The 14375-nt window shown below is 48.5% G+C and carries 9 protein-coding genes; all 9 read left to right on the top strand.

The window, feature by feature from the left end:
• Window positions 1-143 precede the first annotated feature (143 nt).
• From AB5903_RS08240 to AB5903_RS08200, 9 genes are read left to right on the top strand one after another with little or no spacing between them, the layout of a single operon-like run.
• Entirely contained in the window at window positions 144-1310 is a 1167-nt protein-coding gene (locus AB5903_RS08240; RefSeq protein ID WP_272709919.1) for a DUF1343 domain-containing protein, read from the top strand.
• A gap of 56 nt (window positions 1311-1366) precedes the next feature.
• Window positions 1367-2821, top strand: a complete 1455-nt coding sequence (locus tag AB5903_RS08235; protein WP_016661130.1) for a sodium:solute symporter — start codon at window positions 1367-1369, stop codon at window positions 2819-2821.
• Between the two features lie 17 nt (window positions 2822-2838).
• Window positions 2839-5928 carry a hypothetical protein gene (locus AB5903_RS08230; protein WP_016661129.1) on the top strand — a complete coding sequence of 1030 codons (3090 nt, stop codon included), beginning with the start codon at window positions 2839-2841 and terminating at the stop codon, window positions 5926-5928.
• A gap of 29 nt (window positions 5929-5957) precedes the next feature.
• Window positions 5958-7838: a PQQ-binding-like beta-propeller repeat protein gene (locus tag AB5903_RS08225; protein ID WP_272709917.1), complete on the top strand. Its 1881-nt coding sequence runs from the start codon at window positions 5958-5960 to the stop codon at window positions 7836-7838.
• 26 nt (window positions 7839-7864) lie between these two features.
• Entirely contained in the window at window positions 7865-9331 is a 1467-nt protein-coding gene (locus tag AB5903_RS08220; protein ID WP_117940890.1) for a glycosyltransferase family A protein, read from the top strand.
• A gap of 3 nt (window positions 9332-9334) precedes the next feature.
• Window positions 9335-10267: a DUF4922 domain-containing protein gene (locus tag AB5903_RS08215; RefSeq protein WP_272709915.1), complete on the top strand. Its 933-nt coding sequence runs from the start codon at window positions 9335-9337 to the stop codon at window positions 10265-10267.
• 28 nt (window positions 10268-10295) lie between these two features.
• Window positions 10296-11675, top strand: a complete 1380-nt coding sequence (locus AB5903_RS08210; protein ID WP_016661125.1) for a SpoIID/LytB domain-containing protein — start codon at window positions 10296-10298, stop codon at window positions 11673-11675.
• Between the two features lie 27 nt (window positions 11676-11702).
• Window positions 11703-13025, top strand: coding sequence for an MFS transporter (locus AB5903_RS08205; RefSeq protein WP_016661124.1), 1323 nt, complete (start codon window positions 11703-11705; stop codon window positions 13023-13025).
• A gap of 33 nt (window positions 13026-13058) precedes the next feature.
• Window positions 13059-14297 (top strand): exo-beta-N-acetylmuramidase NamZ domain-containing protein, encoded by a 1239-nt coding sequence (locus tag AB5903_RS08200; RefSeq protein ID WP_016661123.1) that lies wholly within the window; start codon window positions 13059-13061, stop codon window positions 14295-14297.
• Window positions 14298-14375 lie beyond the last annotated feature (78 nt).

The following is a 14375-nucleotide window of genomic DNA, read 5'->3' as shown; positions in this document are numbered from 1 at the left end:
TATATACCTGAATACCAGATAAGAGCGTTTTGTCGTAATTGTGAATTAATAATTATAATACTAAATATTCCCAAATAAGTGTTTTTGATATTAAAATAAAAAGTATCTTTGTTCCATACAAATTCTCCTTAAGTAATACTATTATGAAGAAACTGCTACTATTAACCATCCTGCTATGTAGCTCATTACTGTGTCAGGCACAAAAAGAGCGCATTGTCTTAGGCGATGAACAAACTTCAGAGTATTTTCCAATCCTGAAAGGAAAACGGATTGCAATCTTCTCCAATCACACCGGAATGGTGGGAGACAAGCATTTACTGGACATACTGCTGGAAAACAAATTCAATGTAGTAGCTATTTTTTCACCTGAACACGGTTTTCGCGGAGATGCGGATGCAGGAGAGCACGTATCCAGTTCGGTCGACAAGAAAACGGGCGTCCCTATCCTTTCTCTTTACGACGGGAAAGACAAGAAACCGAGCGAAGCATCCATGAGAAAATTTGATATATTGGTTATTGACATCCAGGATGTAGGCTTGCGATTCTATACCTATTATATAACAATGTGCCGACTGATGGACGCCTGCGCCGAGTACAACCGCAAGGTATTGTTGCTGGACCGCCCCAATCCGAACGGACATTATGTAGACGGACCAATACTGGACATGAAATACAAATCCGGAGTGGGTTGGTTGCCTATTCCCATTGTACATGGCATGACACTGGGCGAACTGGCATTAATGGTAAACGGAGAACGCTGGTTACCGGCCTCACGCGTGTGCGACCTTACCGTCATACCCTGCAAGAATTATACGCACCAGACAAAATACACATTACCCATTCCCCCCTCTCCCAACCTGCCGAACATGAAAGCCGTCTATCTGTATCCGGCTACCTGCTATTTTGAGGCCACTCCCGTCAGTCTGGGCAGAGGGACCTCACTCCCGTTTCAGGTATACGGACATCCCAATATGACAGGCTATGATTACAGTTTTACTCCCAAAAGTGTTCCCGGCGCCAAAAATCCGCCCCAACTGAACAAGCTATGCCACGGCGTAAACCTCAGTAATATGAGCGATGAAGAAATTTGGAAGCGCGGTGTGGATCTGAGCTACGTAATTGACGCTTATAAGAACCTGAACATAGGCGACCACTTCTTCCGTCCATTCTTCGAATTGCTGGTAGGAACAGACTATGTCCGCAAGATGATAATAGAAGGAAAGAGCGCCGAAGAAATCAAAAGCCGTTGGAAAGGCGATGTGAAAAAGTTCAAGGAACAGCGTAAGCCCTATTTGCTTTATCAAGAATGATTATTCATACAAACCGGAACCTATTAACCAGTAAACACTAATACCCAATCAATACAATGAGCCCGTTATCCGTTATCATCACCATTGCAGCCTATTTTGCAATACTCTTCACAGTTTCTTACATTGCCGGCAGAAAAGCAGACAATGCAGGTTTCTTCGTGGGCAACCGCAAATCGTCCTGGTATGTGGTGGCATTTGCAATGATTGGCTCCAGCATATCCGGAGTAACGTATGTATCCGTGCCCGGCATGGTTGCCGCAAGTAACTTCGGCTATCTGCAAATGGTACTGGGATTTATTGCGGGACAATTAATCATCGCCTTTGTTCTGACCCCCTTATTCTACCGGATGAATCTGGTTTCCATTTACGAATATCTGGAGAACAGGTTCGGCATGTCCTCATACCGTACAGGAGCCTGGTTTTTCTTCATCTCCAAAATGCTTGGAGCGGCAGTACGGCTGTTCCTCGTCTGCCTGACATTACAACTGCTGGTATTCGAGCCATTCGGATTACCGTTTATTCTGAATGTGGCCATCACCGTAGCTTTGGTATGGCTGTACACTTTCCGTGGAGGCGTAAAGTCGCTCATCTGGACGGACTCCTTGAAAACGTTCTGCCTTGTGGTATCGGTTGTATTGTGCATCTGTTATATAGCTTCCGACCTTAATTTGTCTTTCACCGGTATGCTCGGTACAATTGCCGACAGCGATATGTCCCGCATATTTTTCTTCGACGATGTCAACAGCAAGCAATACTTCTTCAAGCAGTTCTTTGCCGGAGCATTTACCATGATAGCCATGACCGGATTGGATCAGGACATGATGCAACGCAACCTCAGCTGCAAGAATTTCAAGGACTCACAAAAAAACATGATTACCAGCGTCATTTCGCAATTCTTCGTCATTCTGTTGTTTCTGATGCTGGGTGTACTGCTCTACATATTTGCCGGCAGCCAAGGAATACAAGTGGAGAAAAGTGATGAACTTTTCCCCTTAATTGCTACAGGAAATTACTTCCCCGCCGTTGTAGGCATCCTGTTTATTATCGGACTGATTTCTTCGGCTTACTCGGCAGCAGGCTCCGCACTGACAGCCCTTACTACATCCTTCACCGTAGATATTCTCGGCACAAGAGGAAGGACGGAAGAGGAAATCGTAAAAATCCGGAAACGGGTACACATAGGAATGGCCGTAATAATGGGTATTACGATTTTTGTATTCAACCTGCTGAACAATACCAGTGTAATCGATGCCGTATATATTCTGGCAAGCTACACCTATGGCCCTATCTTGGGACTGTTCGCTTTCGGCATCTTCATGAAGCAGCAGGTACGGGACAAATACATACCGTTAGTGGCCATCGTCTCTCCGCTTCTTTGCTTCATCCTGCAAAAGAACTCGGAAGCATGGTTCAACGGTTATCAGTTCAGCTATGAGCTGCTTATATTCAATGCACTGTTCACCTTCATCGGACTCTGCATACTGATAAAGAAAGACAAAAAGAACATTTAACTTAATACATCATCATCATGAGTGTAAGACTCCACTTTTTGTTCAGCATGCTTGCCACCGCCCTTATCCCCCAAACGGGCGGTGCGCAAGAGTTTCCGACAGAAACCCGCCGGGAAATAGGCAAGTTTCTGGATGCCACTGCACGAAAAGAAATATCCGTAGGACACATCACCGTTGACTCTGTTGCCATAAACGGCAACACCCTGCAACTCTTTGCCAACATGAACTGTTCCTACATTCCTTTCCGTGAGGACAATGTAGCCGAAATTTACAAAGGCATCAGCGCCTTGTTGCCCACCGAATTTGCAAAGTACAGGCTACAGCTACGCACCAACAGACATAGTATCGAAGAACTGATTCCCCAAGCGTTGCGTTCGAAAAAAGACAAAAAGGCTCTTACATTCAGCCAGGATGTAGAAAAGCCTCTGGTAACCAAAGTTTCCAGACCTTATACTCCAACCAACGGACTGCAAAACCGTCATATTGCCTTATGGCAAAGCCACGGTTTTTACTACGAACCGAAACTCAACCGCTGGGAGTGGCAGCGTGCCCGCTGTCTGCAAACCGTGGAAGACCTGTATACACAGAGCTTCGTATTGCCCTACCTTGTTCCGATGCTGGAAAACGCCGGAGCCAATGTACTGCTTCCGCGTGAACGCGACTGCCAGACTGCCGAAATCATTATCGACAATGACGGTTGCCTTAACACCGGCTCTACCTATGCCGAACGTACCGCTGACAAGGTATGGCAGCAAGGCACAGGAAAAGGTTTCGCACATCTTCGCCCGCAATACATAGATTTTGAGAATCCTTTTAAAGAAGGTACATTCCGTATCGCAGAAACCGTCAAAAAAGGAAAAGAAAGCACGGCCGAATGGATTCCCGAAATACCTCAAAACGGACAATATGCAGTCTATGTCTCTTATCAGACTGTTCCAAACAGCAGTGACGACGCCCTTTATACCGTTTATCATAAAGGCGGGGTATCCCAATTCAAAGTCAACCAGAAAATGGGGGGCGGCACTTGGGTCTATCTGGGAACTTTCGGTTTTGATGCCGGAAAAAGCAATGCCTGCAAGGTGACTCTGAGCAACCGTTCTGCCAAAGCCGGACAAACAGTCACAGCCGATGCCGTAAAGATTGGCGGCGGCATGGGAAACATTGCCCGCCGTATCTCTGAGGAAGGGGCAACCGATAATTTGAAAAGCTCCGACAAAACCGTCAACGCATCAAATGCAGCAAAGAATATACCGGCAGCATATCAACCGTCCTATATCACCGAATACCAAAAGAGCGGTTATCCCCGTTTTTGCGAGGCTGCCCGTTACTGGATGCAATGGGCCGGCATTCCGGACAGCGTATATTCCGAAAGCCACGGAAAGAATGATTACACGGATGACTATAAAAGCCGTGGAATATGGGTGAACTACCTGGCTGGCGGTTCTGCCGCCAACCCCACGGAAAAGGGGTTGAATATTCCGGTAGACCTGGCGTTTGCCTTCCACTCGGATGCAGGAACTACCCTCAACGACTCTATCATCGGAACACTCGGCATCTATCAGACCGATGCCTACAACGGAGTATTTGCCAATGGGGCATCACGCTACTTGTCTCACGACCTGACAGACCTGATTCAATCCAATATCGTACGCGATATCCGCACACTGTATGAACCCCGATGGACCCGCCGCGGCAAATGGAATCAATCATACTATGAAGCCCGCGTTCCACGCGTACCGACCATGTTACTTGAGTTGCTTTCTCACCAGAACTTTGCCGATATGCGTTACGGCATCGACCCGCGCTTCCGATTTACGGTAAGCCGCGCTATCTACAAAGGAATGTTGCAGTTTCTCTGTTCGCAATACCGTATGGATTATATAGTACAGCCCTTGCCTGTAGACCACATGGCATTGCGCATGATCGGTGAAAATGAAATCGAGTTGAGCTGGAAAGCTGTAAACGACCCGCTGGAACCGACAGCCGCTCCCGAGAAGTACATCGTTTATACGCGTATCGGCAACGGTGACTTCGACAACGGCACAGTAGTGGATAAAAACAGTTACCGCACCGTTCTTCCCGCCGGTATCGTATGCAGCTATAAGGTAACCGCCCTCAACAAGGGTGGTGAGAGCTTCCCTTCTGAAATTCTTTCGGCAGGACAGGCTTTCAACAGCAAAGGTGCAGTATTGGTCATCAACGGATTCGACCGCATCAGTGCTCCCGCCGACTTTGTAGCCCCTGCACCTGCCGACACGCTACTTGCAGGTTTTCTGGACGATTTGGACCATGGAGTGCCTTATATCAAAGACATCAGTTACATCGGAAAGATGAAAGAGTTCCGCCGTTCCATCCCCTGGATGGACGATGACGCATCCGGTTTCGGCGACTGCTACGGCAACTACGAAACACAGGTTATCGCCGGAAATACATTCGACTACCCGGCAGTGCACGGGGCTGCCATACTGAAGGCCGGTTACTCCTTCGTTTCATGCAGTGATGAAGCTGTTGAAAGCGGACAAGTTGTCCTGAACGACTACACATACACCGACCTTATTCTCGGCAAAGAGTGCCAGACCAAGATAGGCAGAGGCGGAATAAAGCCTTTGGAGTTCAAGACATTCAGCAAACCGATGCAAGACTGTATTACAGCTTACTGCAGCCAAGGCGGCAATATCCTTATATCAGGCGCCTATGTAGGAACCGACTTATGGGATAACCACCTGATTCCCGCCAATGAAGAAGACAAGAAATTTGCTACGGAAGTTCTGAAATATAAGTGGCGTACAGGACAAGCCTCCACAATGGGTAAAGCGAAGTGCGTAGCTTCCCCTTTCCCTTCTCTTTCGGGAAACTATACTTACCATAATGAGCTTAATTCGGATTCTTACGCAGTGGAGTCCCCTGACGCCATCGAGCCTGCTACGAAAGAAGCGTATACCATAATGCGCTATTCGGAGAATAACCTGAGTGCCGGAATTGCCTATCAGGGCGAATATAAGACATGCGTCTTAGGATTCCCTTTCGAATCGCTTCGTACGGCAGAAGAAAGAGCATCTCTGATGGACGCTATTCTGACATTTTTCAACAACAGTACCAAGAAATAAAGAATAATTTATAAAACCAATCATCATTTATGAACCGAAGACTATTCACCAGCGTCCTGTTTGCCTGCCTGCTACCGTTTATGGTGCAGGCACAGCAGGCCGTGTTCCGCTTCGCACAACTGACGGACATCCACTTAAGTCCGAACAACCCCAATCCTACGGAAGATTTATTGCGTTCCATTGCACAAATTAATGCAACCGACAGCATCGATTTCGTATTGGTGACAGGCGACATTGCCGAAGAGGGCGACCGCACCACCATGGAAAAAGTAAAATCATGCCTCGACCTGCTGAAAGTGAAATACTACGTAGCACTGGGTAACCATGAGACCAAATGGAGCGATTCCGGCTGTACTGCCTTCGGAGAGATATTCGGTGGCGAACGGTTTGAATTCGAACACAAAGGCTTTTTGTTCCTCGGTTTTAATTCAGGCCCGCTGATGCGTATGGCATACGGCCATGTTGTCCCTCAGGATATCCGCTGGATGACGGAAACGATGGACCGGTACAATGCCGGCAATTCCCGGCCGGACAAACCTGTAATACTTGTTACCCACTATCCGATGACGGAAGGCGATGTGGACAACTGGTATGAAGTGACGGATGCCGTGCGACCATACAACATACGCCTGTTTATAGGCGGACACTACCACCGCAACCGCGACTTGCGCTATGACGGCATTCCGGGTATCCTGATGCGCAGCAACCTGCGCGACAAGGATGAAAAGCCGGGCTACGGCATTTATGAGATTACAGAAGATTCCATCCTCGTTTATACACAACGCATCGGAGAACCGAAAAGACAATGGGCCGCATTCTCGCTGACGGATTCATACTATGACCGTAATGGGAAAGCCGAAAAATATCCCGACTTCTCCGTAAACAAAGAGTATGCACAAGTACAAGAGCAATGGATAGTGCAAACCGGAGCCGGCATCTACTGTTCACCGGCAGTGGAAAAAGACAAAGTATTCGTTGGCGACGACCTGGGACGCCTCACTGCCTATGCCCTTAAAAACGGCAAGAAACTATGGAGTTTCCAATCCGGAAAAAGAATTGTCGGAACACCTGCCGTAAGCGAAGGAATTGTCGTATTCGGTTCCGCCGATTGTAAGATATATGGTCTGGATGCCCAAAACGGTAATCTGTTATGGACAGTAGAAGCTGCCGAACCTGTATTGGGAGCAGTGACAATAGAGAACGGCATTGCCTATATCGGTGCCAGCGACCACACTTTCCGTGCCGTAAACATTCGTACCGGAGAAGTGAAATGGGCTTTTGCAGGCGTAAGAGGCTACATCGAGACCAAACCTTTGGTAACGGACAATAAAGTTATCTTCGGCGCATGGGACAATACCTTATATGCTTTAAATAAAGCAGACGGCAAGGAATTATGGAAATGGACAGGCGGACTGACGCGCATGCACTTCTCCCCTGCCGCCGTATGGCCGGTGGCAGCCGATGGGAAGGTATTCATTACCGACCCGCAACGTGCCATGACCGCCATTGACATAGAAACGGGCAATACTGTATGGCGTACTTTCCAATCCATGGTACGTGAGACAATAGGACTGTCCGAAGATAAAGAACGTATTTACAGCAAGACCATGAACGACAGTATCGTATGCTACTCCACCAAAGGTAACCAACCGCACAAACTGTGGGCATCCAATGTAGGCTTCGGCTACGAGCATGCTCCTTCCATGCAGGTAGAAAAAAACGGAGTCGTATTCGGAAGTACCAAAGAAGGACTTATCTTCGCGCTGGAAGCCGCGACTGGCGAAGTGCTGTGGAAACACAAAACAGGCAATTCGCTCATAAGCACAGTGGTACCGCTCGACAACAACCGGGTGCTGTTTACCGCCACGAGTGGAGAAACCGGAATGCTGAAGTTTAAAATAAAAAAATGAGAATTTTAAAATAATACCTTACAGATATGAAGAAGATTGATTGCTTTATTCCTTTTGCAGGAAAAGAACAGGCTGAAAAGACAGTACAAGGATTACAGGCTACAGGTCTTATCGACAACATCCGTTTAGTAACGACAGACCCTACGCTCGAACCATTGCCCGGCTGTGAGATTTTATCCGTAGACATGCCCTACAGCAGCACTGCCATGAAAACCATTGCCGAAAAAACCGATGCTGAATATACATTGCTATACACCAAAGAAACGACTCTTGAACTGGGTATGTTCGCCTTGGAACGCATGATGCACATTGCAGAAGATTCGGATGCAGGAATGGTCTATGCCGACCATTACCAGATAGCCGACGGCAAGCAGACGAATGCTCCTGTCATCGACTATCAGTTCGGCTCGCTGAGAGACGATTTCAATTTCGGCTCGGTACTCCTTTTCAATACTTCAAAGCTAAAAGAGGCAGCCTGCCGCATGAAGTGCGATTATAACTTTGCCGGCCTTTACGACTTACGACTGAAGCTGAGCCAAAAGGCAGACCTCGTACATATCAATGAATATCTGTACAGTGAAGTGGAAAACGATACACGTAAGAGCGGCGAAAAGATATTCGATTACGTCGACCCGAAGAACCGTAACCGTCAGATTGAAATGGAAGCGGCATGCACGGAACATCTGAAAGAAATCGGTGGCTACCTGAAACCGGAGTTCAAGCAGATTGAGTTCTCTGCCGGAAATTTCGAATACGAGGCATCCGTTATCATCCCCGTACGCAACCGTATACGCACCATCCGCGATGCTATCCGTTCCGTACTGGACCAGAAGACAGACTTCAAGTTCAATCTTATCATCATCGACAACCACTCTACCGACGGAACGACAGAAGCCATCGACGAGTTTAAGAATGACGAGCGCCTCATCCATATCATCCCCGAACGCAACGACCTCGGCATCGGCGGTTGCTGGAACATGGGCGTACACCACCCCAAATGCGGCAAGTTTGCCGTACAATTGGACAGCGACGATGTATATGCCGATGAAAATACATTGGCCACTATGGTACGTGCTTTCTACGAACAGAACTGCGCCATGGTAGTAGGTACTTACATGATGACGGACTTCAACATGAACATGATTGCTCCGGGCATCATCGATCACAAGGAGTGGACACCGGACAACGGACGTAACAATGCCCTCCGCATTAACGGTCTGGGTGCGCCGCGCGCATTCTATACTCCGGTACTGCGCGAAGTAAAAGTGCCCAATACGAGCTATGGCGAAGACTATGCCCTTGGACTGAATTTCTCCCGCCAATACCAGATAGGCCGTGTCTATGACGTTGTTTACAACTGCCGCCGCTGGGACGACAACTCGGATGCCTCATTGGACATCGTCAAGATGAACGGGCACAACCTTTACAAAGACCGTATCCGCACGTGGGAGTTGCAGGCACGCATCGCTATGAACAAGAAAAACGGTAAATGACCTATGAATCAGACCATACACAATCTTCTAACCGAGCAGCTTGCTTCCTGGGAAACGGCGCGTAATAACTACGCCGCCCTTTCCGGAGTGCAGATGAAAGAACTGAATGTAAACGGCACCCTTTATAAAGTACAGTTCAATCCGGCACGTATCGTATCTTCCGGAGCCAAAGTAGATGCAAAGTCCATTAAGGAACGTAAATGCTTTCTCTGTCCCGCCAACTTGCCGGCAGTGCAAAAAGGCATCCCGTTCGAAGGGCACTACAACATATTGGTCAACCCGTTTCCCATATTCCCCCGTCATCTGACGGTACCGGAAACCGCACATGTCGCCCAGCGCATAGCTCCCCGCTTCGGGGATATGCTGGACCTGGCACGGCAACTGACCGACTACACCATTTTTTACAATGGTCCCAAATGCGGCGCTTCCGCTCCCGACCACGCCCACTTCCAGGCTGGCAACAAAGGCTTCATGCCTATTGAACAAGACTGGCGTAGACAGATAGCAGGCAAAGTAGCCGACTACGGTCAGGCCACCCTATGGTGGCTGAACGATGCCCCGCGCACTACGCTCGTCATCGAATCTGCCGACCGCAAGACGGCTATTAAGCTGTTCGACACCGTTTATCACTCATTGGACATACAGCCCGGTGAAGACGAACCGATGATGAATGTCCTTGTAATGTACGAAGACAACAAATGGATTGTATTTGTCTTTCCTCGTGCCAAGCATCGTCCGGCATGTTATACGGCCGAAGGCGACGCCAACCTGCTGAGCAGTCCTGCCTCCGTAGACTTAGGCGGCGTATTCATCACCCCCGTCGAGAAAGATTTCATCAAAATAACGGCAGAAGACATCGCACAGATATTGAGTGAAGTATGCCTTTCTCCCGCAGATTTTCAAAAGGTGCGGAAACGCATCCAGGAACAACTGTAATATCCGTCATTCCTTTAAATAAACAAGTATGAAAGAACCCAAAGTAGAAGTCGGCATCCTATTCGAGCCACAGATAGAATTTATCCTGCTTACCCCCTACCACGTATCCGGCAAGGAAGTCAACGGCAAGCAGACTGTTACCTACGACGAAGGTAAAATCCTTTGGAACGGCAGGCAATATGACGAACTAATGTTTGAACCCCTGCAAGAATCCGTTGCGTCATTCGAGTTGCTGGATGTGACTATCGGGATAAACTTCCACTGGGAACGCAAAGAAGACCAACGCTTCCAGGGTTCTTTAAAGATTATCGTAGAAAACGGCAAGCTGACTGGTATCAATGTCATCCGCGTGGAGGATTACCTGACCAGCGTCATCTCCAGCGAGATGAGTGCTACCGCTTCTCTGGAACTGCTGAAGGCACATGCAGTCATCTCGCGCAGCTGGCTGCTTGCAAACCTTTCCGGTTTGCAAACTGACAAATTACAACTGCCTGTTGGTAATGATACCATGCGGAATAAAAACGCAAACCAAGACAACGCAGCCAATTGCCAACCGTCAACTGCCGACTGTCAATTGAAATGGTATGAGCGCGACTCCCATACCCATTTCGACGTATGTGCGGACGACCACTGCCAGCGCTATCAGGGGATAACCCGCGCTTCCACCGATATAGTCCGCCAGGCGATAGCCGCCACCCGCGGACAGGTACTTATCTCAGAAGGCAAAATATGCGATGCCCGCTTCTCCAAATGCTGCGGCGGAGCATTCGAAGAGTTCCAGTATTGCTGGGAAGATATCAAATATCCCTATCTTGCCAAACAGCGCGATTATCTGACAGGAAATGAAAAGACTGCTCCCGAACTGCCCGACCTGACTCAGGAGTCCGAAGCCGACCGTTGGATACGTACTTCCCCCGAAGCATTCTGCAATACCACGGATAAGAAAATCCTGTCACAGGTTCTCAACAATTACGACCAGGAAACCACCGATTTCTACCGTTGGAAAGTAGAATATACTCAAGACGAACTCTCCGCCCTCATACTGAAACGCTCCGGCATAGACTACGGGCAGATAATCGACCTTGTTCCCGTGGCCCGCGGCACCTCCGGACGCCTTTGGAAACTGAAAATCGTAGGTACGAAGAAGACGCTGACTATCGGGAAAGAGCTGGAAATCCGCCGGACGCTTTCTCCTTCACACCTTTACAGCTCCGCCTTTGTCGTAGACCGCGCAGAAGTGTCGGAGGCCGGCATCCCCGGGCGTTTCATCCTCACCGGAGCCGGATGGGGACATGGCGCAGGTCTCTGCCAGATAGGTGCTGCCGTAATGGGAGAACAAGGATACAAATACGATGAGATATTGCTGCATTACTACATCGGCGCCAGTATCGACCAACTATATGACTAATCCTATAACAGAAAAACAATTGACAGAATGAACAATATCAAGAAAATATCCCCCTGGGCATGGGTCCCTACCTTATATTTCGCACAGGGTATCCCCTACTTTATCGTGAACAACATCTCCGTACTGATGTTTGCCAAAATGGGTGTACCCAATGGAGACATGGCGCTATTTACCAGCCTGCTGTATCTGCCATGGACTATCAAACCTTTCTGGAGCCCGTTTGTAGACATTATCAGAACCAAAAGATGGTGGGTAGTTTCCATGCAGATTCTTATGTCGATAGCTTTCATCCTGCTGACCCTGACCATTCCGCATCCGGACGAAGCAACCATGGCAGCGGGCACGACTCCTATCAGTATGTTCACCGTAACCTTGATACTGTTTATCATCACGGCATTCGCTTCCGCCACACACGATATTGCCGCAGACGGGTTCTATATGCTGGCATTGAAATCGGGCGAGCAGGCTGAGTTTGTCGGTATCCGAAGCACTTTCTACCGCCTTGCGTCTATCTTCGGACAAGGAGTGCTCGTAGCCATTGCCGGTGCCATCGAACTGAAATACGACAATATTCCGCTGTCGTGGACTATCACGATGCTGGTTACGGCCGTTATGTTCAGTGCAGTAAGTTTTTATCACCTTTTCATGATACCCAAACCGTCTTCAGACAAATCGGTCTTGGCTCCGGGAACAGCCGGTGCCAAGGCTATTTTCAAGGAGTTCGGACGCACTTTCGCCACCTATTTTACCAAACCGGGTGTACTGCTTGCCATTGTATTCATGCTGCTCTACCGCCTGCCCGAGGCATTCCTCATCAAGATGTGCATGCCTTTCCTCGTTGCCGGTAAAGAAGCGGGAGGCTTAGGGCTTTCCACGGCGGAAGTAGGCATCGTATACGGCACTATCGGTGTGATATTCCTCACATTGGGCGGTATTCTCGGTGGCATATTCGCATCGCGCATCGGATTGAAGAAATCCATCTGGTGGATGGCGGCATGTATGACACTTCCCTGCCTGACTTTTGTCTACCTGGCCATTTGCCAGCCCGAAAACCTGTTTGCCATATCAACGGCGATTGCTATCGAACAGTTCGGCTACGGCTTCGGTTTCACAGCCTATATGCTCTATATGATGTATTTCTCCGAAGGCGAGTTCAAGACATCACACTATGCTATCTGCACCGCATTCATGGCGCTGAGCATGATGATTCCGGGCATGTTTGCCGGTTACATTCAGGAAGCTATCGGCTATACCAACTTCTTCTGGATGGTAATCGCATGCTGCATTGCCACCGTGATAGTCACCGTCTTTGCCGACAGGCGGATAGACCCCGAATACGGCAAGAAATAAAAGATTGATAAACGAACCATAAAGATACCCATTATGAAAAAACATCTCGTTCTCTGTATCCTTTGCACCCTTTGCTGCATGGCATACGCACAGAAAATAAAAATAAAGACCGGCATCGAAGTGCTGAAAGAGCAAAACTTCAAATGCCTGGAAGGTAAACGTGTGGGACTGATTACCAATCCTACGGGAGTAGATAATCACATGAAATCCACCATCGATATTCTGCACGAAGCGCCGAACGTGAATCTCGTGGCACTCTACGGTCCGGAACATGGCGTACGTGGTGATGTACATGCCGGCGATCACGTAACGGACATCAAGGATGCCTCAACCGGACTGCCCGTCTATTCCCTCTACGGCAAGACACGCAAAGCGACTCCGGAGATGCTGAAGGACATTGATGTACTGGTATACGACATTCAGGACATCGGCTGCCGCTCATTCACCTACATCAGTACCATGGGACTTGCCATGGAAGCCGCTGCCGAGAACAACAAGGAATTTATCGTACTGGATCGCCCCAATCCCGTAGGCGGATTGAAGATAGAGGGTAATCTGACGGAAGATGACTGCATTTCCTTTGTCAGCCAATTTAAAATTCCGTACCTTTACGGACTCACTTGCGGTGAGCTGGCTTTCATGCTGAATGGGGAAAAGATGCTGAAAGACGGCAAGCAATGCAAATTGCAGGTTGTAAAGATGAAAGGCTGGAAGCGCAAGATGGACTATACACAGACCGGATTGCAATGGGTTCCTTCTTCTCCGCACATTCCGCACCCGCACTCCGCATTTTTCTATCCCGTGAGCGGCATTTTGGGAGAGTTGGGCTATATGTCTATCGGAGTAGGTTACACGATTCCGTTCCAGATGTTCGCTGCCCCGTGGGTGGAAGCCGAGAAACTTGCCAGAAACCTGAACGGGCTGAACGTACCGGGTATCGTCTTCCGACCGATGTACCTGAAACCGTTCTACTCCGTAGGTAAAGGAGAGTTGCTGCAGGGCGTGCAAGTGCACATCATGGATTTCGGCAAAGCACCGCTAAGCGAGATACAGTTCCTCGTAATGCAGGAAGTAGCCGCGCTCTATCCCGACCGTGCCGTATTTGACCATGCGGATAAAGGCCGTTTCGCCATGTTCGACAAGGTAAGCGGCTCAAAACAGATACGCGAACGCTTCAGCAAGCGCAACCGTTGGGAAGACATCCGCGACTATTGGTACAAAGACGTTGAGGAGTTCCGTAAACTGTCGAAGCAGTATTATTTATATAAATAATTTGACAAGTATAAAAAACGGTAAGTCGCATACTGAATATCATTCGGTTGTATATTGAATGTGCTTCCCTATAAAGTT

The sequence above is a fragment of the Bacteroides sp. 2201st1_D9_2201SCRN_220225 genome (genome assembly GCF_040928965.1).
Taxonomy (GTDB): Bacteria; Bacteroidota; Bacteroidia; order Bacteroidales; family Bacteroidaceae; genus Bacteroides; species Bacteroides stercoris.
Note: the sequence above shows the minus strand (reverse complement) of the source record. Positions and strands in the feature narration are given on the sequence as shown.